The organism is Arthrobacter sp. Y3221114 (genome assembly GCF_059092625.1).
In genome coordinates, this window is record NZ_JBNHHW010000002.1 from 270,097 (window position 1) to 295,620 (window position 25,524).

The 25,524-nt window shown below is 67.5% G+C and carries 25 protein-coding genes; 10 read left to right on the top strand and 15 right to left on the bottom strand.

Translation table 11 applies throughout. The features are described from left to right. Positions 1-35: 35 nt before the first annotated feature. Both AC5RV3_RS05310 and AC5RV3_RS05315 read left to right on the top strand, forming a co-directional pair. Positions 36-419 (top strand): RNA-binding S4 domain-containing protein, encoded by a 384-nt coding sequence (locus tag AC5RV3_RS05310; protein ID WP_493989720.1) that lies wholly within the window; start codon positions 36-38, stop codon positions 417-419. 228 nt (positions 420-647) lie between these two features. Beyond that, entirely contained in the window at positions 648-2,054 is a 1,407-nt protein-coding gene (locus AC5RV3_RS05315; protein WP_494121224.1) for an NAD-dependent succinate-semialdehyde dehydrogenase, read from the top strand. A gap of 163 nt (positions 2,055-2,217) precedes the next feature. Here AC5RV3_RS05315 and AC5RV3_RS05320 read toward each other — a convergent pair whose 3' ends face one another. From AC5RV3_RS05320 to AC5RV3_RS05335, 4 genes are read right to left on the bottom strand one after another with little or no spacing between them, the layout of a single operon-like run. Further along, positions 2,218-3,474: an NAD(P)/FAD-dependent oxidoreductase gene (locus tag AC5RV3_RS05320; protein WP_494121225.1), complete on the bottom strand. Its 1,257-nt coding sequence runs from the start codon at positions 3,472-3,474 to the stop codon at positions 2,218-2,220. 2 nt (positions 3,475-3,476) lie between these two features. After that, positions 3,477-3,788 (bottom strand): 2Fe-2S iron-sulfur cluster-binding protein, encoded by a 312-nt coding sequence (locus AC5RV3_RS05325; RefSeq protein ID WP_494121226.1) that lies wholly within the window; start codon positions 3,786-3,788, stop codon positions 3,477-3,479. Positions 3,789-3,810: 22 nt separating this feature from the next. Then, on the bottom strand, positions 3,811-5,019 hold the full coding sequence (locus AC5RV3_RS05330) for a cytochrome P450 (RefSeq protein WP_494121227.1): 1,209 nt from the start codon (positions 5,017-5,019) through the stop codon (positions 3,811-3,813). Between the two features lie 9 nt (positions 5,020-5,028). Then, on the bottom strand, positions 5,029-5,988 hold the full coding sequence (locus AC5RV3_RS05335) for an ABC transporter substrate-binding protein (RefSeq protein WP_494121228.1): 960 nt from the start codon (positions 5,986-5,988) through the stop codon (positions 5,029-5,031). A gap of 127 nt (positions 5,989-6,115) precedes the next feature. Between AC5RV3_RS05335 and AC5RV3_RS05340 the strand changes: the two genes are divergently transcribed. The 3 genes from AC5RV3_RS05340 (at position 6,116) to AC5RV3_RS05350 (ending at position 9,543) form a co-directional block, all read left to right on the top strand. Next, positions 6,116-6,985 carry an IclR family transcriptional regulator gene (locus tag AC5RV3_RS05340; RefSeq protein WP_494121229.1) on the top strand — a complete coding sequence of 290 codons (870 nt, stop codon included), beginning with the start codon at positions 6,116-6,118 and terminating at the stop codon, positions 6,983-6,985. A gap of 187 nt (positions 6,986-7,172) precedes the next feature. Further along, positions 7,173-8,294, top strand: coding sequence for a fatty acid desaturase family protein (locus AC5RV3_RS05345; RefSeq protein WP_494121230.1), 1,122 nt, complete (start codon positions 7,173-7,175; stop codon positions 8,292-8,294). A 184-nt stretch (positions 8,295-8,478) separates the two neighbouring features. Further along, positions 8,479-9,543, top strand: coding sequence for an ATP-dependent DNA ligase (locus tag AC5RV3_RS05350; RefSeq protein ID WP_494121231.1), 1,065 nt, complete (start codon positions 8,479-8,481; stop codon positions 9,541-9,543). A 50-nt stretch (positions 9,544-9,593) separates the two neighbouring features. Here the strand turns inward: AC5RV3_RS05350 and AC5RV3_RS05355 are convergent, their stop codons facing one another. Next, positions 9,594-10,619, bottom strand: coding sequence for an LLM class flavin-dependent oxidoreductase (locus AC5RV3_RS05355; protein WP_494121232.1), 1,026 nt, complete (start codon positions 10,617-10,619; stop codon positions 9,594-9,596). 35 nt (positions 10,620-10,654) lie between these two features. After that, a complete protein-coding gene (locus tag AC5RV3_RS05360; protein ID WP_494121233.1) occupies positions 10,655-11,701 on the bottom strand; it encodes an NAD(P)-dependent alcohol dehydrogenase in 1,047 nt (348 codons plus the stop codon). Between the two features lie 178 nt (positions 11,702-11,879). Here AC5RV3_RS05360 and AC5RV3_RS05365 point away from each other — a divergent pair, with 178 nt between their 5' ends. Next, positions 11,880-12,356, top strand: coding sequence for an SRPBCC family protein (locus tag AC5RV3_RS05365; protein ID WP_494121234.1), 477 nt, complete (start codon positions 11,880-11,882; stop codon positions 12,354-12,356). A 71-nt stretch (positions 12,357-12,427) separates the two neighbouring features. Here the strand turns inward: AC5RV3_RS05365 and AC5RV3_RS05370 are convergent, their stop codons facing one another. The 5 genes from AC5RV3_RS05370 to AC5RV3_RS05390 all read right to left on the bottom strand — a co-directional run bounded on the left by AC5RV3_RS05370 (position 12,428) and on the right by AC5RV3_RS05390 (position 16,349). Next, positions 12,428-12,967, bottom strand: a complete 540-nt coding sequence (locus tag AC5RV3_RS05370) for a flavin reductase family protein (protein WP_494121235.1) — start codon at positions 12,965-12,967, stop codon at positions 12,428-12,430. Between the two features lie 29 nt (positions 12,968-12,996). Beyond that, on the bottom strand, positions 12,997-13,848 hold the full coding sequence (catA, locus tag AC5RV3_RS05375; RefSeq protein WP_494121236.1) for a catechol 1,2-dioxygenase: 852 nt from the start codon (positions 13,846-13,848) through the stop codon (positions 12,997-12,999). Between the two features lie 176 nt (positions 13,849-14,024). Next, positions 14,025-14,303 (bottom strand): muconolactone Delta-isomerase, encoded by a 279-nt coding sequence (gene catC, locus AC5RV3_RS05380; RefSeq protein WP_494113220.1) that lies wholly within the window; start codon positions 14,301-14,303, stop codon positions 14,025-14,027. 56 nt (positions 14,304-14,359) lie between these two features. Beyond that, a complete protein-coding gene (locus tag AC5RV3_RS05385; RefSeq protein ID WP_494121237.1) occupies positions 14,360-15,460 on the bottom strand; it encodes an enolase C-terminal domain-like protein in 1,101 nt (366 codons plus the stop codon). Then, on the bottom strand, positions 15,450-16,349 hold the full coding sequence (locus tag AC5RV3_RS05390; protein ID WP_494121238.1) for a LysR substrate-binding domain-containing protein: 900 nt from the start codon (positions 16,347-16,349) through the stop codon (positions 15,450-15,452). Before AC5RV3_RS05390 ends, AC5RV3_RS05385 begins: the two co-directional genes overlap by 11 nt. A 264-nt stretch (positions 16,350-16,613) precedes the next feature. Between AC5RV3_RS05390 and AC5RV3_RS05395 the strand changes: the two genes are divergently transcribed. From AC5RV3_RS05395 to AC5RV3_RS05405, 3 genes are all read left to right on the top strand, one after another. Then, entirely contained in the window at positions 16,614-16,958 is a 345-nt protein-coding gene (locus AC5RV3_RS05395; protein ID WP_494121239.1) for an ArsR/SmtB family transcription factor, read from the top strand. After that, positions 16,951-17,406, top strand: coding sequence for an SRPBCC family protein (locus AC5RV3_RS05400; RefSeq protein ID WP_494121240.1), 456 nt, complete (start codon positions 16,951-16,953; stop codon positions 17,404-17,406). Before AC5RV3_RS05395 ends, AC5RV3_RS05400 begins: the two co-directional genes overlap by 8 nt. A 184-nt stretch (positions 17,407-17,590) precedes the next feature. Beyond that, positions 17,591-17,992 carry a VOC family protein gene (locus AC5RV3_RS05405; protein WP_494113225.1) on the top strand — a complete coding sequence of 134 codons (402 nt, stop codon included), beginning with the start codon at positions 17,591-17,593 and terminating at the stop codon, positions 17,990-17,992. A 56-nt stretch (positions 17,993-18,048) separates the two neighbouring features. Here the strand turns inward: AC5RV3_RS05405 and AC5RV3_RS05410 are convergent, their stop codons facing one another. Genes AC5RV3_RS05410 through AC5RV3_RS05420 form a run of 3 tightly spaced genes read right to left on the bottom strand, consistent with a single transcriptional unit; the run spans position 18,049 to position 21,051 of the window. Continuing rightward, positions 18,049-18,945: an ABC transporter permease gene (locus AC5RV3_RS05410; RefSeq protein ID WP_494121503.1), complete on the bottom strand. Its 897-nt coding sequence runs from the start codon at positions 18,943-18,945 to the stop codon at positions 18,049-18,051. Between the two features lie 46 nt (positions 18,946-18,991). Then, positions 18,992-19,957: an ABC transporter ATP-binding protein gene (locus AC5RV3_RS05415; RefSeq protein ID WP_494121241.1), complete on the bottom strand. Its 966-nt coding sequence runs from the start codon at positions 19,955-19,957 to the stop codon at positions 18,992-18,994. After that, the gene (locus AC5RV3_RS05420) at positions 19,954-21,051 is read right to left on the bottom strand and encodes a LolA family protein (protein ID WP_494121242.1); all 1,098 of its coding nucleotides are present in this window, start codon (positions 21,049-21,051) and stop codon (positions 19,954-19,956) included. The genes AC5RV3_RS05415 and AC5RV3_RS05420 overlap by 4 nt, the downstream gene beginning before the upstream one ends. Positions 21,052-21,391: 340 nt before the next feature. On the opposite strand from AC5RV3_RS05420, the gene AC5RV3_RS05425 reads away from it, so the two are divergent. After that, positions 21,392-22,534, top strand: coding sequence for an acyl-CoA dehydrogenase family protein (locus AC5RV3_RS05425; RefSeq protein WP_494121504.1), 1,143 nt, complete (start codon positions 21,392-21,394; stop codon positions 22,532-22,534). A 110-nt stretch (positions 22,535-22,644) separates the two neighbouring features. Here the strand turns inward: AC5RV3_RS05425 and hrpB are convergent, their stop codons facing one another. Further along, a complete protein-coding gene (gene hrpB / locus AC5RV3_RS05430) occupies positions 22,645-25,290 on the bottom strand; it encodes an ATP-dependent helicase HrpB (protein ID WP_494121505.1) in 2,646 nt (881 codons plus the stop codon). Positions 25,291-25,524 lie beyond the last annotated feature (234 nt).

The following is a 25,524-nucleotide window of genomic DNA, read 5'->3' on the forward strand; positions in this document are numbered from 1 at the left end:
GCCGCCGCCGCGGCGGCGCTAGACTCGGAGGGGCCATGAACACTTCCGCCAATACCCCGAGCTCGGTGCGCGTCGATGCGTGGCTGTGGGCCATCCGCGCCTACAAGACCCGCTCCGCGGCCACCGCCGCCTGCCGCGCCGGACACGTCCGGTTGAACGGCAACCCGGTCAAGGCCTCCCAGCCGGTGGTACCGGGCGATACCCTGCGGGTGCGGCAGCCCGGCTACGAGCGAATTCTGGAAGTGCGCCGGCTGATCGCCAAGCGGGTAGGTGCCGAGGCGGCCTCACACTGCTTCACCGACCACACGCCGCCGCGCCCGGCCATGCCGTCGCTCGGCATTCCGCAGCGCGACAGGGGCACCGGCCGGCCGACCAAGAAGGACCGGCGGGAGATGGACAGGCTGCGCGGCCCGCGCTAGGAACGGGAGCCCGGCAGCGGTTCGCCGGACACCTCAGGGCGTGCGGACGGGCCGGACTGGACCCCATCGTGACCGGGCTACCGATCAACCTGGCGGTGCCGGGCTTCTTGGTCTCATGCCGTGAGCGTAACTCACTTCACATAACCGGCCGGACGGTACAAGATGGGAAGCGGAGACGGCCGCGCCGCCGTCCCGCTGCTATGTCATTATCTGAAGGAGATCAGGGCTGTGACCACCACTTCCCACGCCGCTTCATCCACCCAGCCGGGCTACCGGGTCCAAAACCCGTCCACCGGCGAGGTGGTCGAGGAGTTCCCCACCGCCACCGACGCCGAGGTCAAGGACGCCCTCGCGAGGTCCCAGGCCGCCTACACAGCGTGGAAGGCCACGCCGATCACGGACCGCGCCAAGGTGGTGTCCCGCATCGCGGAACTGTTCACCGAACGGGCCGACGAGCTGGCCGCGATCATCACCGAGGAAATGGGCAAGCCGTTGTCCGAGTCCAAGGGCGAGGCCGAGTTCTGCACCGACATTTTCAGCTACTTCGCCACTGAAGGCCCCGAGCTGGTGGCGGACCAGGAAATCAAGGCCATCGGCGGCGGCCGCGCCATGATCCAGAAGCTGCCGGTCGGCCCGTTGCTGGGCATCATGCCGTGGAACTACCCCTACTACCAGGTGGCCCGCTTCGCGGCGCCGAACCTGATGCTGGGCAACACCATCATCCTCAAGCACGCCGAGACCTGCCCCCGCTCGGCCCTGGCCATCCAGAAGATTATGGACGACGCCGGTGTGCCCGACGGCGTCTACATCAACCTCTTCGCCAGCCACGAGCAGATCGCGGACATCATTGCCGACCCGCGCGTTCAGGGCGTCTCGCTAACCGGCTCCGAACGGGCCGGCGCCATCATCGGCGAGCTCGCCGGCAAGAACCTGAAGAAGGCCGTGCTGGAACTGGGCGGTTCCGACCCCTACGTGGTGCTGGACACCGACGACGTCAAGGCGGCTGCCGCCCAGGCGTGGGCCACCCGCATCGAGAACACCGGGCAGGCCTGCAACTCCAACAAGCGCATGATCGTCATGGAGGACATCTACGACGACTTCGTGGCGGAGCTGACCAATCTGGCGAAGGATCTCAAGCCCGGCGACCCGGCGGAAGAAGCCGAGGGCACCTTCGCTCCGCTCTCCTCCCGGGCCGCCGCCGAAGGGCTGGCCGAGCAGCTCAAGGACGCCGTCAACAAGGGCGCCACCCTGCACGCCGGCGGCACCCTGCACGATGGCCCCGGCGCCTACCTGGCCCCGGCCGTTCTGACCGGCGTCACTCCGGAAATGCGCGCTTACCGCGAAGAGCTCTTCGGCCCGGTGGCCGTGGTCTACAAGGTCAGCAGCGACGAGGAAGCCTTGGAACTGGCCAACGACACCGACTACGGCCTGGGCGGCGCTGTCTTCTCCACCGACGAGGAGCGCGCCCGCAAGATCGCCCAGCAACTGGAGGTTGGCATGGCCAACGTCAACGGAGTCGGAGAAGGCGCCGACATTCCGTTCGGCGGCGTGAAGCGCTCCGGCTTCGGACGCGAGCTCGGGCCGCTGGGCATGGACGAGTTTGTCAACAAGCGCCTGTTCTACATCGCCGACTAACCGGTTTGGCATCGACTGATCAGCGGGCCCCTTTCCACGCGTGGAAAGGGGCCCGCTGATCTTTGCGCCTTCGAGACGGCCCGGTTCGGGATGGTGACTTTCGGGCACCGGACTCGCGGCAAGCTGCGCTGGCCCCTGGTCTCAAAGGGCCGGACGGATCTGCTCAGACGCCGGCGGGTTCCGCTATCAGTTCCTTCAACCGGACGCTGCCGTCCGCGGCCGCGTCGGCCGGGATGTCTTGGCCATTGACCAAGGCACTTCGTACCGCCATGAAGTCCGCCGGAGAATTGACGCTGTCCGCGGCAATGATCCTGCTCTCCCGGTAGTACAGAAGGCTGAACCTGTCACCGGCGGCATCTCCCCGCAGCACTGTATGGTCGAAGCCCGCGGAGAGGCCGGCGATCTGCAGTTTGATGTCCGCCTGGTCGGACCAGAACCACGGCAGCATCCGGTACGGTTCTCGGCCTCCCAGCAGGCTGGCGGCGGCAGTTTTCGCGTGCTCGATGGCGTGCGGAACAGACTCCATCCGCAGCCTGCCGCCGCTGCCGCGTAAGTAGGGGTTGGGCAAGTTGGCACAGTCTCCCGCCGCCACCGTCGACCCGTCGGAGCACAAGCCGTACTCGTCCACCAAAATCCCGTTGTCCACGGACAGCCCCAGCTGTTCGGCAAGTTCCGTCCGCGGTACCACACCCACACCGATCAGGACGACGTCGGCCGTTACCTCGGTGCCATCGGCAAGTTCCACGCCTCTTACTTTGCCTCCCCCGCCGGCCAGTCGAACGATCCGTGCATTAAGCAGCACATCCGTCCCCCTGCGCTGGTGCGCGGCACGGAAGTATTCGCTGGTCTCCTCGGCAACCGCGCGCGCGACCAGTCGCGGTGCTGCCTCGAGCACCGTGACGTGTTTGCCCGCGGCGCGGGCTCCAGCCGCCACTTCGAGCCCGATGAAGCCCCCGCCGATCACAACGACGTGGCGGGCGGCCGCCAGATCCGCGGCCAGGTTTTCAGCGTCTGAGGCATCGCGCAGGTAGTGCACGCCGGCAAATTCCGACCCTTCGAGTGGCAGCCGCCTCGCGGCAGCGCCGGTGGCCAGCGCAAGCCGGGCGAAGCGGAACCTCCGCCCGTCCGCTGAGGTGGCGACACCGCCGTCGCTGTTCCGTTCAATCTGCACGATCCGCCCGCCGGTAACCAACCGGATGTCCTGGCGCTGGTACCAGTCCGCGGTGCGGAAGGACAGGGCAGCCGCATCTACCGACCCTCCGAGCAGGTTTTTCGACAACGGGGGACGCTGATACGGAGCATGCGGCTCCTCCCCCACGAGGGTGATCGGCGACGAGTCGCCGTGGTCGCGCAGGCTGGCCGCCAACTGCACTCCTGTTTGGCAGGCGCCGATAATGAGGGTGCCCGCGTCGACTGCCACGTTCAGACCTGCGCTTCCGGCAACCGAACGACAATGTCTGCCTCGACGGGGAGCTGGCAGGAGAGCCGGCTATTGGCGGAGCGCGCAGAGGCAGCGCAGTCCAGCATCTCATCCTCCACGTCGCTGACCGCCGGCAAGCCGTCAAGATGCCCCTCCACGTAGACGTGGCAGGTGGCGCACATCGCGGACCCGCCGCACTCGGCGACGATGCCCGGGACCCCATGGGAAACTGCTGTCCGCATCACACTGGTGCCGGCGTCGGCGTCCAGCACGGTCTGGATGCCGTCGGGGTGAATGAACGTTACTTTGGGCATTGCCCGGTCCTTTCTTTCGTTCTTAGACGGCTGTCAGCCGCAGCGGCAAGCTGTCCAGCCCGCGCAGAGTGTTGTTCAGCTGCTGCTTCGGCGCCCCGGCCGGTTCAAGATGCTTCACGTGGCGGGCCAAGGCCGTGAGGAAGCACTCGCCTTCCAGGCGGGCCAGCATCTGGCCGAGGCAGGCGTGGACGCCGAACCCGAAGCCCACGTGGCCTGTGGCTTTGCGCTGGATGTCGAACGTGTCGGGTTTCTCCCACTGTCGCGGATCTCGATTGGCGGCGGCCAGGAACATCAGGACCTTGGAGCCTTCTGGAAGGGTCAGGCCGGAGAGCTCCGTGTCCTTGTTGGTGGTGCGGAAGAACGTCTGGACAGGCGAGGAGTAGCGCACTGTTTCCTCAAAGGCCGCGCGCGCCAGCGAAGGATCCTCGCGCAGGGCCGCGAATTGTTCCGGGTTCTCTGCCAGGCACTGGAGGGCATTGCCGATACCGTGCACGGTGGTATCCACGCCGGCCGAGAGGAATGAGCGAAGCAGCTTGGCCTGGTCCTCCTCGCTGTACCCGGCCTCCGCGGCCGCGGCATGGATCTGCGCGCCCAGCCCGCCCGGAGCCGGAGCGCCCGGCTGGCACTGCTCCATGATCCACGCCTGTGCCTTGGCGCCGCGTTCCAAGGCCAGCTCGAAGTGACTGTTGCGCGGCCCGAAGGTGTTGAACACCATGGAACCGTACGGCAGCAGGTTCTCCCGCCCGTCCTTGGGCAAACCGATGAAGTCCGGAAACACCTCAAGCGGATAGGCTTCGGCCAGCTCGGCGACACCGTCGATCTCACCGCCCTTGGCCGCCACCCGCGCCACTAGTTCGTCAGCGCGCCGTTGAAAGCCTTCCTTCAGCGAACGCAGCACTTTGACGGTCAGGATCTTGGTGACCACGTGCCGCGCCTTTGTGTGCTGCGGCGGGTCGGCCTCCAGCAGCAGGCTCGGCGGGCGCCACGGCTTCTCCTTGGCGAAGTCGGAAATTCCGACGCCGCGGGACGAGACGTAGGTCTCATGGTCCGCCAGCACTTGGGATACCTCGTCATGGCGGGCAACGCCGTAGATGCCGTACCGATCCAGCCAAAATACCGGGCCGGCTTCGCGCATCTGCTCATGCGCGTCGTACGGGTCGGTGAGGAAGTCGTCGCTGAACGGATCAAGGTCCAGCGCCGGGACGTTGGCGGCCAGGGTTTCGGCGGTCATGGATTCCTCCTACTTTGCGACCAGCGACTGGACGTCCAGCTCGCTGTCGGTGATCTTGTACTTGAGCATCAGGTCGGCGGTCTTTTGCAGCTGCTCCACGTCGAGGTCCCCTTGGAATTTGGGCATCTCCACCGCCTTGACGACGTCGGCCGTCACCTTGGTAAAGGTCGGCACGAGTTCGACCAGCCGCTCGCGGTTGTCCTGCAGTTCCTCGGCGGATGCTGCGATGGATTTTTGGAAGGCTGCCACTGCTTCCGGGTTTTCCGTGGCGAAGGCTTCAGTGGTGACCCAGCCGGCCACCGGCATGTCTGACACGGGCCCGCCGAACAGGTCGCCGAGCTTGACCAGTCCTGCCGCTTTTGCGCTGGCCTGGAACGGTTCGACCTGCCAGATGGCATCCACCGCTCCCCGTTCGAGCGCGGCCTGCATGTCGGGGTAAGGCATCTCGACCAGGTCGACGTCTCCGGCGTCCATCCCGGCGTCTTCAAGGTGCGATTTGATGGCTACCGTTCCGATGTTTTGCAGGTTGTTCACCGCGAATGTTTTGCCCTTGAGGTCTGCAATCTTCTCGATGCCAGACCCGGCGGCGACGAAGATGCCGTGGTCGGAGCTGCCGACGTCGTTGCCTGAAACCATTCGAAGGGGCAGGCCCTGCTCCACTGCCAGCAGCATGGAGGTGTAGTTGCTGTAGGTAAAGTCGACGCTGCCGGAGACCAGGGCTGGAATAGCGGCGGCCCCGCCCTGCGTCTGCACGAGCTCGACATCAAGGCCGTTGTCCTGAAAGATTCCGGTTTCATCGGCGTTGACCGCGGTGGACGTGTGGACCAGCGGGAAGTAGCCCACTTGGACGGGCTCGTCCCCTGCGCCGGCGCCTGCTGCGGCACCGCCCCCGCAGGCACTCAGGGCAAACACCGCCGTCGTCATGATGGCGAAGGTTGCCCCTGTGGTGATGTCTCTCCGTCGAAGCATCTCTTTCCTTCCCACGGGCGTCTTCGCCCTGCGCTAAGTTGTTCCGGCTGCTCTGCCGACACACACAGAACTATGAGCTGTGACACAATCTGGGAACAGTAGGTTTTCCGATGAAAGGAAACTTTAGGTGGCGCGAGCTTCAGCCGGGCGTTCTGCCTTGAGCCGCATCATGCAGGTTTTGGGCGCCTTCGACGTGGACGCCGTGTTCCTCACCGTGTCCCAACTGGCCGCCCGCAGCGGCCTCGCCTTGGCGACCACGCATCGGCTGGTGGCGGAAATGGAGCAGTTCGGCCTGCTGGAACGCCAACCCGACAAGACCTACCGGCTGGGCGTTCGACTGTGGGAAATCGCCTGCCGGACTCCCGGTGCGCTGGGGCTGCGTGAAATCGCCAAACCGTACCTGCAGGAGGTGCAGGCACGGGTGCGGCAGCATACCCAGCTGGGCATCCTGGAGGGGCACGAAGTGTTGTTCCTAGAGCGCTTATCCACGCGGGATGCCGTGGTGAATGTGACGCTGGTGGGCGGACGGCTGCCGCTGCATGCCTCAAGCAGCGGGCTTGTGCTGCTCGCCCACTCTGATTCCGCATTCCAGGACGAGGTGCTCGCCGGCGCCCTGTTCCGCTACACCGACCAAACCGTGCAAGCACCCGACAACCTGCGTTCCTTGCTCCGGCAAATCCGCGCTGACGGCTATGCCTGCGGCAGCGGCTACATTCACCCCGAGGCGAGGGGGATTGCTGTCCCTGTGCGAGGGGTCAACAACGTGGTCGTCGCCTCGGTGGGCGTGGTGGTGCCGAATGACGACGCCGCCGTCATCCCGTTTGTGCGGTTGCTCCAGGCCGCCTCGCAGGCCATCAGCAAGGACCTCCATGCTGCCTATGCCCCCGCCAACGACCCTGAAGCGACCCCCGGGGGCCGGTACCGGCCGCTGGTCAGCTCATCCCTCGACTCGATGGAGTACTTACCCACCGCGCCGCGGCCGAATGCTCGTCACTAGAAGCGCGCAGCGGTCCGCCGCAGCAGTCCCTCGCGTCCTCACAGCATGCGAATTCGGTCCGGATGATGGCCGGAGCGCCTCCTACCAGTGACAACCTGGCGCTGCGGCGGTAAGTTCACAAGACTGGTGCTGAAGCTTTACGGCCGGCTGCACCGACGTTATCAACCCGCCGGACGCAAGGCATGTCATGGACTTTCAGCCCGAGCCCCAGACCAATACGGCTCCCCAGCCCAATTTCGATCGCGAACCAGCTCGCCCGTCCCGCGCGCCCAACAGTATCGCGGCCGGGTACCTGGCACTCATGGCCCGCATGAAGTCCGCCGGCCTGCTGACCCGGCGCAGGGGCTACTACATCACCCTCTTCGCAGTGCTCACGTTGCTGCTGGCCGCGGCCTGGACGGGATTCTCGTTGCTCGGGAGCAGCTGGTTCCAGCTTCTGATCGCGGCCGGCATGGGAATACTGTTCACACAGTTCGCCTTTCTCGCCCACGAAGCGGCCCATTCGCAGGTCTTCAAGACCAAGCGGGTCAACGAATGGGCTGCCCGGCTGGTTGGCACCTGCCTGGTGGGCATTAGCTACGCCATGTGGATGCGCAAACACACCAAGCACCATGGATTTCCCAACACCGTGGACAAGGACCCGGACATCAGGACGGGGTCTATCGCCTTCCACCCGGATGCTGCGGCCGGCCGCCGCGGCGCCATGGTGCGTGTCACGCGGCTGCAGGGCTACCTGTTGTTCCCGCTGCTGCCGTTCCTGGGCTTTAGCCTCTATGCGGATTCCTTCAAGTACCTGATCCGGCAGGGCAAGGTGGAGCACCGCTGGCTGGAACTGGGCATCCTCGTGGCCCGCGCCGCGGTGCTGCTCACGGTTGTCTTCTGGCTGCTCCCCTTGGGGCAGGCCTTCGCGTTCATCGGCGTGCAGATGGCGGTCTTCGGCTTCTACATGGGCGCGTCGTTTGCGCCGAACCACAAGGGCATGCCGATCTATTCCAAATCCAGCCGGCCGGACTTCGTCACCCGCCAGGTGACGGCCTCCCGCAACATCCGCGGCGGTTGGATCATGGACCTCCTGATGGGCGGCCTGAACCGTCAGGTCGAACACCACCTATTCCCCGACATGCCCCGTCCCTGCTTGAGCAAGGCGGCGCCGATGGTTCGCCAATACTGCCGCGAGCACTCCATCCCGTACACGGAGACCAGCCTGCTGGCTTCCTATGCGGCCATCGTCCACTATCTGGGCGCCGTAGGAATAGCCGCTTCCGATCCCTTCCAGTGTCCGGTGGCGGACATCTACCGCCGGGCTTAAGCGCCTCCACAGGTACGTCTCCCGCCGGGTCTACAGCCGTCAGGACATCCATCGCCGGCCAGCGCCCTGCAGGCGGGTGTAACAGCCAAAGTTCCGCATGCCGGCAGGCTTTCCCTCCCGTTTCCGCGTCGCCCGTGTCCGCGAGGTCATGGACACTGGCTGGGACAGCACCGAGAATGGGCGCATGGACCTGCCCGTAATGCCACCCGTTCCCCCAATGCTGGCCAAAAGCGTGGCCAAGATCCCCGACGGCGGAATGACGTACGAGCCGAAGTGGGACGGCTTCCGTTCGATCATCTTCCGCGACGGCGACGAAGTTGAGATCGGCAGCCGTAACGAGAAGCCCATGACGCGTTACTTCCCCGAACTGGTGGACGCGTTCCGCGAGCAGTTGCCGGAGCGTTGCGTGGTGGACGGCGAAATCATCCTGGTGGGCGAAGGCGGGGACCGGCTGGACTTCGAGATGCTGCAGCAGCGCATCCATCCGGCGGCCAGCCGGGTCAAGCTCCTCGCGGCGGAGACACCGGCCCGGTTCGTGGCCTTCGACCTGCTGGCCCTCGGCGACGACGACCTGACCTCCCGTCCCTTCGAGGAACGGCGGGCCGCGCTGGAGAAGGCGCTCTCCGCCGTCGTCAATCCCATCCACCTGACCCGGGCCACCACCGACCCGGCGGTGGCCGAGAGGTGGTTCGGGGAGTTCGAGGGTGCCGGGCTGGACGGTGTGGTGGCCAAGCCGCTGGACGGAAAGTACCAGCCGGACAAGCGGAGCATGTTCAAGATCAAGCACGAGCGCACCGCCGACTGCGTGGTCGCGGGCTACCGGGTGCACAAGAGCGGGCCCGGCCTGGTGGGCTCGCTGCTGTTGGGCCTGTACAACGACGGCGGAACCCTGGTGCACGTGGGCGTGGCCGGGGCGTTCAGCATGAAACGCCGCGAGGAGCTGTTTGAGGAGCTGCAGCCGCTGATTGCCGACTCGGACGACCACCCCTGGAATCGGGAGCAGCACGAAGCCGGCAAGCGCACACCCCTGACGACCGAAGGCAGCCGCTGGAGCGGGGGCAAGGACCTGTCCTTCGTGCCCCTGCGCCCGGAAAGGGTGCTGGAGGTCAAGTACGACCACATGGAGGGCGAGCGCTTCCGGCACACCGCGCAGTTCGTCCGTTGGCGGCCGGACCGCGACCCGGAGTCGTGCACCTACGAACAACTGGACGAGCCGGTCTCCTACGACCTGAACGACGTGCTGCTGTAGCGTCGGGCCGGGTCCCAGCGCCAGCCGGCCCGGATGACCTCGCCCGGGTCTCAGCGCCAGCCGGCGGCCGGTGCCACGTGCCGGACGATGGTGTCCAACAGCTTGGTGTTGTACGCAACGCCCAGATAGTTCGGCACCGTCAACAGCACCGTATCTGCCGCCTGCACGGCCTGGTCCTTGGCCAGGTCTGCGCCTATCTTGTCCGGCTCCCCGATGTAGCTCTTGCCGAACCGCGAGCGGGTGCCGTCCAGCATGCCGACCTGGTCGTGCTGGTCGGCCTGGCCGCGCAGCCCGAAGTAACGGCGGTCTTCGTCGTCGACAATTGGCATCACGCTGCGGCTGACCGACACCCGCGGAGCATGGGCGTGGCCGGCCTTCTGCCACGCCTCGTGGAACAGGTGGATCTGTTCGGCCTGCAGTTGGTCGAAGGGCACACCGGTGTCCTCGATCAGCAGGGTGGAGCTCATCAGGTTCATGCCCTGCTCGGCGGTCCACACCGCAGTGGCTCGGGACCCGGCACCCCACCAGATGCGCTCCGGCAACCCGGGAGAGGTGGGCTCCACCGGAAGCATGCCGGCATGCCTGCCCTGGAGATGGTTCGGGTCGGAGGGGACCATGCCCGCACCCGTGATGGCCCTACGGAACACCGCGGTGTGGCGCCGGGCCATGTCCGCATCGGTCTCGCCCTCGGCCGGCCGGTACCCGAAGGCTGCCGCACCGTTCAGCGCCGGCTCGGGCGACCCGCGGCTGATGCCCATCTGCAGCCGGCCGCCGCTGATCAGGTCCGTGGCCGCAGCCTCTTCCGCCATGTACAGCGGATTTTCATAGCGCATGTCGATAACGCCGGTGCCGATCTCGATCCGGCTCGTCCGAGCGGCAATCGCAGCCAGCAGCGGAAACGGCGAGGACTGCTGCCGCGCGAAGTGGTGCACGCGGAAATACGCGCCGTCCACCCCAACCTCCTCAGCCGCAACGGCAAGGTCGATGCTCTGCAGCAGCCCTTCGCCTGCGGTGGGAACCGGCGAGCCGACGGCGGGGCTCCAGTGGCCGAAGGACAGGAAACCGATTCGCTTCATATCCGCCACAACCCCGCCGCCGGTACTTCAATTCCCTAGCTCCCGTGCGGGACCACCACGGCGCGGCCGCTGAGTTCGCCGGCCTGCAGCTTGCGGTAGGCCTCCAGCGCATCGTCCATGCTGTAGCGCTCGATCTCCGGAGCGATCTGCCCGGCCTTGTACATGTCCACCACCTCATGCAGGTCCTCGATGGTGCCCCAGTAGGTGTTCGTGATGACGGACTCGTACGGGTTGGTGAAGAAGCTCCACTCCAACGTGCCGCCGGCGATCCCCACCACCGTCAGCCTGGACAGCCGGGCCATGGAAGCGTGGGCAGTCTTGACGGTCGGGCCCACGCCCACGAAGTCGAACGCGGCATCGACGCCGCGGCCGCCGGTGATTTCACGGATCCGCTCAGCCTGCCCCTCGCCGCCGGGAACGGTCACGGCGCCGGCCTCTTCGGCCTTGCGCATCGCCTCTTCCTTCATGTCGGTGGCGATGACGGTGGCGCCGGTCAGCGCCTTAAGGATCTGCACGGCGATCTGGCCCAAGCCGCCCAGCCCGATGACCAACGCGTACTTGCCGCCACCGGCCAGGTGCGGCAGCGACTGCTTGATGGCGTGGTACGGAGTCAGCGCAGCGTCGGCCAGCGGCGCCGCGGCCACCGGATCGGCGTCGCCCAGCGGCACCAGATTCCGCGCCGGCACGCTGACGTACTCGGCCATCCCGCCGTCGCGCCCCAGCCCCACGCCGAGGTAGGGCATCTTGGCCGCGTTCTCGCAGTAGGTGTCCTGGCCGCGCGAACACGCCTTGCAGTGCCCGCAGCCGATCGGCCCGTACACCAGATAGGCATCGCCGACGTTGAAGCCTTCCACGCCCTCCCCGAGCTCCTCGACCCACCCGGAGTTTTCATGGCCGAGCGTGAACGGCGGCGGCACCGCTCCCGGCCCGCCGGCCTCGAAGTCGTTGTAGATCGCCACATCGGAGTGGCACGCTCCGGCGCCGGCGACCTTCAGCAGCACCTCCCCGGCCCGGGGCTTTGGCCGCTCCACATCCTTGATGGTGGGGAAAGTCTTGAAGTCCTCGAACACTACAGCGCGCATGATTCACTCCTGCCGGTTGACTCTGCGATTGCTACACAGGCCACCCTACGCACTGCAGAAAATGGTCAGCAAGCTGTCTAATAAGTTGTCACCTTTCACCAGCCTGTGTAGCGTAGGCAACGAGGCCACCTCGAGGGGCGCAACAGCGGCCCTGGCCCAATTCCAAAGGAGGCAACTGATGCAAACCGTGGAAGAAACCATTGATGTAGCCGTTCCGGTCCGCACAGCGTACGACCAGTGGACGCAGTTCGAATCCTTTCCGAACTTCATGTCCGGCGTTGAGTCCGTGACCCAACTGACCGACACCACCAACCACTGGAAGACCAAGGTCGGCGGCGTGGAGCGCGAGTTCGACACCGAAATCGTGGAGCAGCAGCCGGACGAGCGGATCGCCTGGCGCAGCGTCGACGGCAAGTCCCACGCCGGCGTCGTCACGTTCAGCCCGCTGGGCGCCGACAGCACCAAGGTCTCGGTGCGCTTCGAGTGGGATCCGGAAACCTTCACCGAGAAGGTCGGCGCCGCCCTGAACATCGACGACAAGCAAGTGAAGTCGGACATGCGCAAGTTCAAGGAGTTCATCGAAACCCGCGGCGCCGAAACCGGCGCCTGGCGGGGAGAAGTCAATGACAGCGGCCCCGTCGGCACGCAGCTCTAGACCTCAAAACACAGCATGACGACGGCGGTGGGCCGGCTCTTGGAAGCCGGCCCACCGCCGTCGTCATAGCCTCACGGCTCCAGGTTGAAGAAACCGGCCCGCCCCCAAGACCACGGCGGCGTTCCGGCCTCCTGCTTGATGCCCGCTCCCAGGGCTCCTTCAGCCGACAGCGGGCCGGCGGCGCCGGGAAGGCATTTCAGCACTTCCCCGACCAGGATGACGTGGTCGCCGCCGTCGTACATGTTCCACGGCGAGCACACAATCGTGGCTGCGTTTCCGCTCAGGACGGGAACGCCGTCGGCGTAGCGCCAGCCGGTAGTGAGAGCGGCTCCCCCGGCAAAGTCGTGCGGCGCGTCGGCCGGCACGGTGGGGAGTACATTGACCGCGAACTTGGCTTCGTCCGCCAGTCTTCTGGCGCCGGGACTGCGCCACAGGGTCACTTGAAGCAACGGAGGATCCTGCGAGACGGGTCCAGCAGCGCTGGCCCCGATCCCGCAGGGTATCCCCTCGCGGTCGACGGCGGTGACCACCGATCTCGCAGCGCCCAGCCGGGCGAACAGGTCCGTTACCACCCCGGCGTCCGGACCGGACAGGGAAGAGTGCGGCGACACGCCATCCTCCTGACCGTCAGCCGGCCGGGCTAGGACTCGGGGTCCAGAACGAAGTCGTACGTGGTCTGCACGCCCTGGCCGTCTGCGGTTGGCTGGATGTCGAGCATCAACTCCGGCTTGGTCGCCGTGGCAATGTCGTCCTCATTGTGCGGGTCGCCCGGGAAGTACAGCTGGGCGGTGAGCAGTTCATAACCCGGGGCCGAGACCTTCAAGTGCAGGTGGGCCGGGCGCCATGCGTGCCACCCCGCCGCGGCGATCAGCTGGCCGCAAGCCCCGTCGGTCGGGATCTGGTAGGGCGCCGGCTGCATGGTGTCGATGTGGAAGTTGCCCTGCTCGTCGGCAATGAAGGTGCCGCGCAGGTTCCACTCCGGAATACCCGGTGCGAACTGCGAGTAGAAGCCTTCCTCGTCCGCGTGCCACAGCTCGATTTTGGCGTTCGGCAGCGGAGTACCTTCGGTGGAGCGGACCTGGCCCTGGAAGAGCAGCGGGGTGCCCTTCTCGTCCGGACGCATGGAAATCTTGGCCGGCGACTTCTGCTCCGGGGAATTCGGGATGTAATACGGACCTTCAATGGAGCCCTTGTTGCCTTTGCGGTGGCTGGTGGCGACCTCCTCGACGGAGTGTTCGACCCAGACGTCGAGGAAGAGCGGCCATTCGCCGTCTTCGCCCACCTTGATCAGCCACGCCTTGAAGGCGTTGTACTCGTCGTAGGTCACGTGCTCTTCTAGCACGATGTCATTGACGGCCTTGACCAGCTTGCTGGCGAGCAGGTCAACCCGCTCCTGGGATGCCTCGACAGCGGCGGTCTTGCCGGACTGGCGAAAACGGTCGGTGGCGGCGTTGCCGGAGGCAGCCGCGGTGGCATTGGTTTCGGTGGACATGGCGCTCCTTTGTGCGATGTACGGTCGGCTGGGCCTACTGCCCGAAGCCAGTGGTTGAAGTGGCGGAACCATTCAGGCGGAGGTGATGTGCCTCCCAATCTAGAGGCCGGTACAACCCCGAGGGAAATACCTAAATGGCCCCTATTGAGAGGGCAGAGGTCTCAAAGGCGTCGCATTCATTTGATTGAGTTCGGGTGCTTCGCCAGCGGGGTGACCTTGATCTTCATGTACGGATACATCGGAAAGCCGCTGAGGATTTCGTGCAGTTCGTCGTTCGATGCGACGTCAAACAACGAATAGTTGGCGTACTCGCCCACCACGCGCCAGATGCCCGCGAACCGGCCATCCCGCTGCAGTGCTTGCGAGTACTCTTTTTCCAGTCCTTGGAGCCGGGATATTTCTTCCGGTTCCAGATGTGCCGGAAACTCGACTTCCATGCGGGCCAGGAACAGCATGTGATTTCTCCTCTATTCGTGGGTCATATCCGGCGGGCCGGACGGCCGGGCTGCGGCTAGGACAGGCGGTACCTGTTGAGCTTCTCCTCGTCGATCTCCGCGCCGACGCCCGGCATGTCACGGACGATGATGGTTCCGTCTTTGATGCGGATCGGCTCTGCCAGCAGGTCGTCGGACATGTCGAGGAAATTGGACAGCTCTCCGGCACGCCGGCTGGTCGCCTCGTGGGCAGCACCGAAGGTCACCGTTGCCAAGGAGCCAATCTGGGTATCAATCTGGTTCCCCATCGTCACGTCGACACCCAGTCCGGTGCAGAGGCCCAAGATTTGCTGTGCCTCGGTGAAGCCGCTGCGGGCAGTCTTGATGCAAATGGCATTGCAGCCTCCCGAGAGCAACTCCCGCGAGACGTCACCCGCCGTCGGAACCGACTCGTCGCCCACAACCGGGATGGGGGACTTTTCCACCAGGCGCCGTCTGCTCATGGTTTCTTTGGCGTCGCATGGTTCCTCCAGCAAGGTCAACCCAAGGCCGTCGGTACGGCGCAGGACCTCCAGCGCTTCATTCGCGGTCCAGCCACGGTTGGCGTCAAGGTAGATTTCGACGTCGTCCCCCAAACCTTCCCGCAGCACATGACAGGCTTCCACATCCAAGGCGAGCGGCCGCCGCCCCACTTTCAGCTTGAACGTGGTGATGCCGTACTCCTCGCCAAACCGGAGTGCCTCATCCAGCAGCTCCCGTGCCGGCCTGAAGCCGAGCATGTGGCTGACACGCATGCGGTCGGTGTAGCCGCCGAGCAGCTTGTGCACAGGCGTGGACAGTGCCTTGCCCATAAGGTCCCACAGCGCAATGTCCAAGGCTCCCTTGGCCACCTGGTTGTGGATCGTGCGGTTCAGCACCGCATGGATCTTGCCGCGGTCCAGCACGTCGAGGCCCGTCACTTGCGGGCCGAAGACCTGTTCCACGATGGAGACAATGGACGTCTGCGTCTCACCATACGTATAGGGGCGCGGGGGCGCGTCCGCGATCCCGACCAGCCCGTTGTCCGCATGGACCCGCAGCAGGACGTGGTCCGCCGTGGCCACTTCGCCGCTGGCAAACTTAAGCGGGTGCGTGTAGGGGATCGCATAGGGAATGGCTTCAATCCGCTCAATCTTCACGGGCGGTTCCTTCCGGGGCAGTGGATGTATCGAATAGGTCGAGGAAATTGTTGATCAGCTGCGACGTGTTCCCCTTGCGCCAGGCCAGGGCGAGATCGACCGCGGGGGCATCGCGCAGCGGCCGCAGCACGGTCCCCTGCAGCGCAAAGACACGGCGCGTCATCGGCACCAGCGCCAGCCCCATGCCGGCGGCCACGAATGCGAGCAGGGTGGAGGTCTCGCGTGCCTCCTGCACGATGCGCGGCCGAAAGCCGACGTGGCGGCAAGCATCCATGAAAATGCCGCACACTGCAGAATTACGGGGATAGGAAACAAACTTCTCAGCGGCAAGGTCGGACAGGTCCAAGAAGCCCTGGGAAGCCAGCGGGTGGTCTTCGGGAAGCGCGACGACCAGTTCGTCCTGCTCCAGGAACTTGAGCTCGAGGTCGCCGGAGCGGACCGGCGGCCTCAGCACTGCCACGTCGATCCGGTTTTCTTCCAGCGCCTCTTCCAGTTGCGGCGTGAGCATCTCACCCAGCACGTGGAGCTTCAGCCCGGGCAGCCGACGTCCGGCCGCGTCCACAATGCGCGGCATCAGGCGGTAGGTGGCGGAGCCGACGACGCCAACGCGCAGCACGCCGCTGGCGCCTTGCCCCACCAGCTTCACATCCTCGCCCAACTGCTCAATCTCCGCCAGCAGGCCGCGGGCGCGGTCCAGCAGTAACTCGCCCGCGGGCGTCAGCTCCACCTTGCGCGTGGTGCGGACCAGCAGTTGCGTGCCGAGTTGCTCTTCGAGTTGCCTGATCTGGTGCGAAAGCGGCGGCTGGGCCATGTGCAGGCGCTGCGCCGCGCGGCCGAAATGGCGCTCTTCAGCAACGGCCACGAAGTAGCGCAGCTGGCGTGTCTCCACACTGGCCTCCTGTCCGTCTCCGGACGCAGCCATTGCGGCGTGCGCTCGCACCCACTTTAGGCGCCGTGATTAGTGAGAGGAAATACTTGATTTCGACCTATTGAGACTTCCTGCGTATCGATCCGGTCGGGGCTTGCGCCGCATCCCTGCTACGGGCCCACGCTGGGCAAGCTTCCCCTGCCGCTTCAGAACGCCACCGGGGACCTTGACACCTCGTCCCATCGGCGTATGTTTAAGTAATCACTTACATAAGGAGTTGCTTACATGGCAGGGGCCGCGGACGAGCTGAGCCTGATCTTCGCCGCACTGGCCGACCCTACCCGCCGGGCCATCCTGTCCCGGCTGCGGCAGGGGTCCGCGACGGTCGGCGAACTGGCAGAGCCGTTCCGGATCAGCCGGCCCGCCATCTCGCAGCACCTGCGGGTGTTGCAGGATGCCGGGCTGATCGGGCGCACAGCCACCGCACAGTGGCGCACCTGTACTTTGCGCACCGAGCCCCTGGACGACGCTTCGGCCTGGATCGACCACCACAGAGGTCTCTGGAACGAGCGCTTTGACCTATTGGACGAGCGGCTCCGCCAACTCAAGGAAGAAGCCGGAAATGACTGAGCAAACCACGACTCGGGACAAGCAATTCACCATCACCCGCATCTTTGACGCCCCGCGCGAAACCATCTGGCGCGCGTGGACCGATCCGGACGAAGCCGCCCGCTGGTGGCACCCGCGCGAAGTGGACAGCCCGCGCGAGTTCGTCAGGATCGACGCCCGCGTCGGCGGCACCTACGAGTACAAGATGATCGCACCGGACGCCAGCGAGTACCCCACCGCCGGCGAGTACCTCGAAGTTGTCGAACCGGAGCGGCTGGTCTTCACCTGGGCCTCACCCGGGGACCGCCGCGAAGACTCGCCGGTGATCACGGTGGAGCTGGCCGAACTCGAGGGCGGCCGCACCGAGATGACCTTCCACCTGCGCGGCATCGAAGGTTTCGCCGGCGACAACAACGTCCACGATGGCTGGAGCGAAGCCTTCGACATTCTCGCGGAGCAGCTCCGCTAGCAGCGAGTTTTCCCCATAACGACGGCGGGGCGCGGCTTGTCGGGCTGCTCCCCGCGGTTCGCCGCACGTACGGGCCCGCGGCCGAACCAGCCAGCGCTCCTAACGCGTCTGCGCTATTGACACTCCCCCGCAGGACAGCATGATTGGACACCATCAGCATCCGCATCCAGCGAAGGAGTCCGCCATGGCCCGCCCCGTGCACTTTGAGATCCAGGCAGAAGACCTGGAACGAGCGAAAAACTTCTACGCAACCGTGTTCGGCTGGACGTTCGAGGACTATTCACAGGTCACCGGCACTCCCTACTACGGCGTCGTGACCGGCCCGGAGGACCAGCCCGGCATCAATGGTGGCCTCATGCAACGCCCCGCCCCGACCCCGGGCACCGGCCAAGGCACGAACGCCTGGGTGGTCACCATGGAGGTGGATGACTACGACGCGACCGAACGGAAGATCCTGGATGCGGGCGGCCAAACGGCCCTGCCGAAGTACGCGTTGCCGGGAATGGCGTGGCAGGGCTATTACCTGGACACGGAAAACAACACCATCGGCATCCATCAGCCCGACGAACAAGCCGGGATGTCGTAACCAAACCCGAACCAGCGGCGAGGACAGCTATCGTCCGACTCCGGCCGCGACCGACTCTAGGACAGCACGTCCTTGGTGCTGAAACGGCCGTAGGCGAGGGCGCAGGACACGGCGATGTAGCCGCCCTGCAGGAGGGCGTTGGCGCCGAAGGCGTCCCAGGAGATGGGCTGGCGCAGCAAGTCGGCGAAGCTGAGCCAGTGGTGGGTGAACAGCCACGGGTGCAGCCATTCCAGCTGCGGCAGGGCGCCGACAATCTGGGCGACGACGGCCAGCACAGCGGTCGCCGCCATGGCGCCGACGGGGACCTCGGTGAGGGTGGAAATGAAGAGCCCGATGGCCGCCAGCCCGGCCAGCGACAAGGCTACATAGGCCGCCACCAGCAGCAGCCGAGCGAAGGACTCGCCGACGCCGATCGTGTCGCCGGACAGCAGAGTCACCGGCCCGATGCCAAAGAGCAGGCCGCCGATCAGCGCACCCGCGACGGCGATGGCAAGCGCCGCCGCGGCACAGAAGGCTACCGCCGCACCGTACTTGACGGCCAGCAGCCGCAGCCGGCCGGCCGGCGCGCTGAGCAAGTAGCGCAGGGTGCCGTGGCCCGCCTCCCCGGCGATCGTGTCCCCGGAAACGACGCTGACTGTCAGCGGCAGGAACAACGGGATGGACACCACCAGCCCGGTCAGCGCCACGAACAGCCCGTTCTCCGTGATCCGGTTGAGGAACGGCGGCCCGCCGCCTGGCCCGTCCTCGTCCGCAGCGAACCGGACCACCACCGCGATGAGCGTCGGGACAGCGGCCAGGGCCAGCAGCATGGCCCACGTCCGACCGCGGCGGAAGAGCACGCTGAGCTCGGAACCGAAAAGGGCCCAACCGGCGGACTTACCGCCTTCGCGTCCCTCGGCCGGAGGTGCCGCCGAAGCGCCGGGGCTTTCCTCGGCGGGGTCCTCGACTTCCACAATCTCGGGCCCCACCCGGCGGTGGCCGCCCGTGCCGGGCTGCTGCTCACTGGACAACGTCGAAGCCCTCCCCCGTCAGCTCCACGTACCGGTCCTCGAGGCTGCTTGCCTCCACGGAGAACCCGCGGATCCGCACGCCGTCCGCCACGAGAGCGGCGGCGATGTGCTCGGGCAGCAGTCCGCCCTGGTTCATCGGGGCGTTCACGTGTCCGTCGAGTGCGGCGCTCGGGACCTCGGGTTCCAGGCCCAACCGGCGCAGCACGCCGCGCGCCGCCACGACGTCCGGGGTCTGGACGCTCACGTGGGTGAGGCCCGCCCTGCGCACTTCATCCAGGGCCCCCTGCGCAACCAGCTTGCCGGCGCGCATGACGGCCGCATGCGTGCAGATCTGCTCCACCTCGGAGAGCAAGTGGCTCGAGACGAAAACCGTGGTGCCCTCCCCCGCCAGCGAACGGACCAGGCTGCGGACTTCGCGGGTGCCCTGCGGATCGAGCCCGTTGGTGGGCTCGTCCAGCACCAGGAGCTGGCGCGGCATCATCAGGGCGTTGGCGATGCCCAGCCGCTGCTTCATGCCCAGCGAGTAGGCGCGCACCTTCTTGTCCGCGGCGTGGGTCAGGCCGACACGCTCCAGCGCCCTGCCGATCCTCTCCCGCCGGGTGTTTGACGGTGCATGGCGGTCCGCGGTGTCCAGCCGGTGCAGGTTCGCGGCGCCGGACAGGAAGGGGTAGAACGCCGGGCCTTCGATCAGGGCTCCGACCCGCGGAAGCACGTCCCGCAAAGAGCCGGGCATGTCCTGGCCGAAGATCCGGACGCTCCCGCTGGTGGCTGCGGCCAGCCCGAGCATGACCCGGATGGTGGTGGTTTTCCCCGAGCCGTTGGGTCCCAGGAAGCCGAAGACGGAACCGTGCGGGACGGCCAGGTCCAGGGAGTCGACGGCGGTTTGCCGGCCGAAGCGTTTGGTCAGTCCGGAGGTCTCGATGACCAGCGCGGCAGGGTTGCCGCTGCCGCTCACCGGGCCTCCGCGGCTGCCTGCAACGACTCGAACGGGACGGACCCGGCCAGAACGCGGCCATCGTCGGTCAGGTACACGTTGACCAGGGCGGTAGAGATCAGCCGGCCGCCGTCCACCGCTTCGGTGGCTTGGGCGAGCAACGGCGAGTCCTCCCAGCCCTCCGGCAGGGCCCCCGCGGGGGCTTCCGCCACGGTCTCCCAACCGGAGCCGTGCAGGGTGACGTCATCGCTCAGCGCGGCAGCGCCGTCGTCGTGCTGGCCATGGCGGCCGGACGGTGGCTGTTTTCCGTGCCGCGGCACGGCCTTTTGGGTGACGCTGGCACCGGCCGGCGGGGTGAACTCGAACAGGCCCTGGTCGGGGGCCTCGAGGCTTAGCTTGCTGAAGCCCAGCTGGAACGCCGGGTCTTGCTGTCCCCGGGCAGTTACACGGAGGCTGAGCGGCAGGCCGGTCTCGGCGTCGACGGCGACGGTCACGGATCCCACCAGCGTGGCAGTGCTGTTCGGCTCCACCAGCAGCTGATAGGCGCTGCGGCCGGCGACCTCGGTATCGGCGCCGACGGACACCTTCGTTTCCGGGCCGATCTTGGCCAGCAGGTGCTCGGCGAGCTGTTCGGGGGTGTAGGCCCCACCCGGGTGGGGTGCACCGCCGCGTTTTCCGGCGTCCGCACAGGCTGGCAACGTCAGGTGGACCGCCTCGTTCTCCTTGGAACTGTAGACCCAGGCCTCGGTGCCGTTGCGGATCACGTCGCGCTCCGCAAAGCGGTCGAAGAGCTGCAGCCGGGCCTGATCCGGCCCGTCCAGGTAGACGCGGGCGGTGCGGGAACCGGTCAGCAGTTCCAGCGCCGCGGCCACGTCGCCGCCCTCGTCCGCGGGCAGGTCCTCGGGAAGTTCCGGAAGCCCCAACGCGGAGTCCTGTTCCAGCGTGCCGGAGAGCGCGCGGACGTCGCTGTCCGCCACCAGTTCCAGCAGCTGCTGCGGAGTCTTGTCCGGCAAATCCGTTGCGGCGTTGGCCTGCAGGGAACCGGTGAGCACTCCGCCGGCAATCACCGCGGGCACGACGGCGGCCGGCAGCCAGCGCTTCCACGTCCGGTCCATGGCACATCACCTTTTTCTGCTGCAGGACTCGCTTCCCAGCCTACGCTTCCCGCCTCCCGCGGTCACCCGTCAAAGCACACTGCCCTGGAGGATCCCGACCGTCGCCGATGTCCAGCGACTGCTCCTGCTGCCCGGCAGCGCCGTCCGACCGGCCCGGACACCCGCTGGAGACCCGCCCGCACACACGCCGGGGATCATGCTTGTCAGGCCCCTGTAGCCGTGTTGTAGTTGACTCACGCAATGACATGGACGCACCGCAGCGTCCCGGCAAACCCGGCCTGGCTGCGGCAATCCAGGCGCCGGTCCGCACCCAGGCCGGTAGCCGGAGGGGTGAGTGGCGATGGTTGTGCAACGGTTGGTGCCGACGGAGGAAGCACAGGACCTGATCGAGCTGGTCCGCGACATCGCGGACCGCGAGCTGCTGCCGCAGGCGGCCGAGGCCGAGGCCGCCGAGCGGTTCCCGCGCGAGGTCTTCCGGATGCTGGGGGAAACCGGGCTGCTCAGCCTGCCGTACCCGGAGGAGTTTGGCGGCGGCGGCCAGCCGGCCGAGGTCTACCTGCAGGTCCTGGAGGAACTCGGCGCCGCATGGGGCAGCGTGGCGGTGGGCGTCAGCGTCCATGCCCTCTCCTGCTTCCCGCTGGTGCATTTCGGCAGCGATGCGCAGCGCAAAACATGGCTGCCGGACATGCTTTCGGGCGACACCTTGGGGGCCTACTGCCTCTCCGAATCGCACGCGGGCTCCGACCCGGCGGCGATGCGTACCCGCGCCATCCGGAAGGGCGACGGCTATCTGATCCGCGGTGCGAAGGCCTGGACCACGCACGCCGGCGAAGCCGATTTCTACACGGTCATGGCCAGGACGTCCGACGATCCGCGGCACGGTGTTTCCTGCTTCCTGGTTCCGGCCAACACCGAAGGCCTGAGTGCGGCCCCGCCGGAGCGCAAAATGGGGCTGACCGCCTCCACCACGGCGACGATGAACTTCGACGACGTGTACGTTCCAACCAACCGCTTGATCGGCGAGGAAGGCCAGGGCCTGGCGATCGCCTTCGCGGCGCTGGACTCGGGCCGGCTGGGCATTGCGGCGGTGGCTGCCGGGCTGGGCCAGGCCGCGCTGGACCTGGCCGCCTCCTACGCCAACGAGCGCGAGGCCTTCGGTAAGCGGTTGATCGAGCACGAAGGGCTGGCCTTCCTGATCGCCGACATGGCGGTGGAGGTGGAAACCGCGCGCGCCATGTACCTGGCGGCGGCGCGGTTGAAGGACGCCGGCCTCCCCTACGGCCGGGAGGCCTCGATCGCCAAGCTGGTGGCCACCGACAACGCGATGAGCGTGACGACCAACGCCGTGCAGGTGCTGGGCGGGGCCGGTTACACCCGGGACTTCCCGGCCGAGCGGTACATGCGCGAGGCCAAGGTCATGCAGATCTTCGAGGGGACCAACCAGATCCAGCGGCTGCTCATCTCCCGCCACTTCATCCGCTGACTGGGACCGGGCGGATGAGACCCGCTTGATGGCGGCAGCCCGCCCGGCGTGGCGGCACGCGCCCGCCGTCCCGGCGTGGCGGCAGTCCGCCCGTGCGGCGTGTCAGGCCGTTACCTCCGGTGCTTGGTCCGCCCGGTGGCCGGCGCGGTCCACGGATCCTCCGGCCACGGGTGCTTCGGGTAGCGGCCGCGCATCTCGGCGCGGACCTGCGCGTAGGGACCGGACCAGAAAGACGCCAGGTCATCGGTCACAGCCAGCGGCCTGCCCGCGGGTGAGAGCAGGTGGAACAGCACGGGGACGCGCCCGCCCACCAGTCGGGGCGTGTCCGCCCAGCCGAAGCACTCCTGCAGTTTGACCGCCACCACCGGGCGCTCTCCCCCGTCACGTTCCGGGTAGTCGATCCGCACCCGTGAACCGCTGGGAACCTCCAGCCGCTCCGGCACGAGCTCATCGAACCTGGCCGCTTCCGGCCAGGGCAACAGCCGGCGCAGCGGCTCGGCCAGGTCCACTGCGGCGGCCGGCTTCCCGCCGGCCAGTGCCTCCAGTTCCGGCGCCAGCCAATCGGCCAGCCGTCCCAGCAGCGCTGCGTCGGCGACGTCCGGCCAGGGCGCGCCCAGTTCGCGGTGCAGCAAGGCCAGCCGGCGGCGCAGCCCCTGGGCTGCCTCCGACCAGCCAAGAATGCCCAGCCCGCCGTCTTCCAGGGCCCGCGCTACCGCCTCCCGGCCCTCGTCCCGCGACGGCCGGACCGGGGCCGAGGAGAGCACGATGGCGCCAAGCCTGCGTTCCCGGCGGGCCGCAAGTTTGCCCGACTCGAAGCGCGCCTCCACCCGGTCGGTCATCAGGTGCTGGGCCGCCGCTGCGGCCGTTTCCCCCGCCAACGGGGCGGCGGCTCGGATCACCGCTCCGGTGCCTGCCGCGTCGCGGCCCTGCGCCCGGGACACCTCGGCCACAGCCAGCCACTCCTGCCCGGCCAGGGGACTGCCGGACGGCAGCCCGGCCCGGGTTCCGGACGCCAGCAGGTAGGTCTGCCCGGGACCGGGCACGCGGCGGGCGACCCGCTCGGGGAAGGCCAGCGCCACCACGAAGCCCGGATGCTCCGACCCCTTCACATCGCCGGTGGAAGGGACGACGGCGGTGCCCTCCTGCTGTGCGATGCCCTCCAGCCGTTGCGCCTCCTCCCGCCAGCGCCGGGCAGCCGGGTCGCCGCGGCCTGCCGAACGCAGCCGGGACAGCAGCACCGTGAGGTCTGCCCCGGCCGCCCGCTCCTCGCCGGAGACCATGGCGACTACCTCGGCGGCAACCTGCCCACCCACTACCGCCGCACCGTCCAGCAGCGCCCGGCCCAGCCGGGGGTCGGCCGGGACCCGGGAGAGGACACGCCCCAGATCGGTGGCGCGGCCGCCGTCGTCAACAGCCCCCAGCTCATGCAAAGTGCGCACGGCGTCCGCCATGGCCGACGCCGGCGGCGCGTCCGGAAGCTGCAGCCCCTCGCCGCCCGGGGCACCCCAGCAGGCCAGCACCAGGGCGGAATTGGTGAGGTCGGCGACCGCGATCTCCGGGGTGGGATGGGCCGGCGCGGCGCCATAGGTTTTCGGCTCGTAGCAGCGCACCACGGTGCCCGGACCCTGGCGGGCGGCGCGGCCGGCGCGCTGGTCGGCGGAAGCGCGGGAGGCTGACACCGTCACCAGCCCGGACATGCCGCGGGCCGCGTCCCGGCGGGGTTCGCGCGACAGACCCGAGTCGACGACCAACCGCACGCCCGGCACGGTAAGCGAGGACTCGGCCAGCGAGGTGGAGACGATGATGCGCGGCGCCCCGCCCTGGTCCCGGCCGGAAACGGCGCGGTCCTGCGTGGCCGTGTCGGCCTGGCCGTGAAGTTCCAGTACCTCGGTGCCGGTGCCGCCACCGCCGGTGCCGGTGCCGCCGCGGATCCTGTCCCGGATCAGCGCGGCCACCTGCTGCACTTCCCAGGCTCCCGGCACGAAGACCAGGGCGTCCACCGAGGGGTCGTCCGCGAGCGCCGCGGCATGGGCGGCCGCCGCGGTGGAGGCAACGTGGTCCAAAAAACCGCGGGCAACTCCCCGCCCGTCCAGCCGTGGCACGGAGGCAGGAGCCCACCGCACCTCCAAGGGATGCAGCGCCGAAGGGCAGTCGACCACCGGGGCCGGCCCGGCGCCGTCGTCCCCGCCGATCAACGCGGCGAAGCGCGGCGCGTCCAAGGTGGCCGACATCGCCACCAACGTAAGATCCCCGCGCAGCTGGCGGACCTCGCCGAGCATGCCGACCAGCAGGTCGGTCTCCAGGCCGCGCTCATGCACTTCGTCCAGGATCACCGCGTCCGTCCCGTCCAGGCCGGGATCGGTGAGCAGCCTGCCCAGCAGGATTCCCGGCGTGACGAATTCGATCAGGGTCTGCGGACCCGCCCGGCGTTCCCCGCGCACCGTATAACCGACGCGGCCGCCAAGCTGGCTGCCATCCAGGGCTGCCAGGCGCCTGGCAGCTGAACGGGCCGCGACCCGGCGGGGCTGGGTGACCACGATGCGCGGCCGGCGGCCCGGTGCGCTGCCCGCCGCCAGGTTGGCCACCAGCGGCGGGACCAGGGTCGTCTTGCCCGTGCCCGGCGGAGCCTGCACGACGGCGGTGCCGGCCCGGGTGCCGGTGGTTGCCGGCCCGCCGGCACCGGCCCCAACCGGGCTGCCCGTCAGGGCAGCGGCCAGATCGTCCAGGGAATCGGCGAAGACCAGGCCCGCACCCATCGCGGCCAGGTCGAAAAGGACGTGGCGGTGCGCGGGTTCCTGCGGGGCTGACTGGCTCACCCTTCCATTGTGCCGGTGCCTGTTGCGTCCTCCGGCATCGCGAAGGTCCGCCGACGGCAGGCGGCTGCTCCGCCGTCGTTGTTCCCATTTCCACAGGCGCCGCATCTCCCTTGGCAGCGTCGGGGAACTGTGCCACGTTGGAGGTGGAATGGCGAACAATCCTTTCTGAAGGGA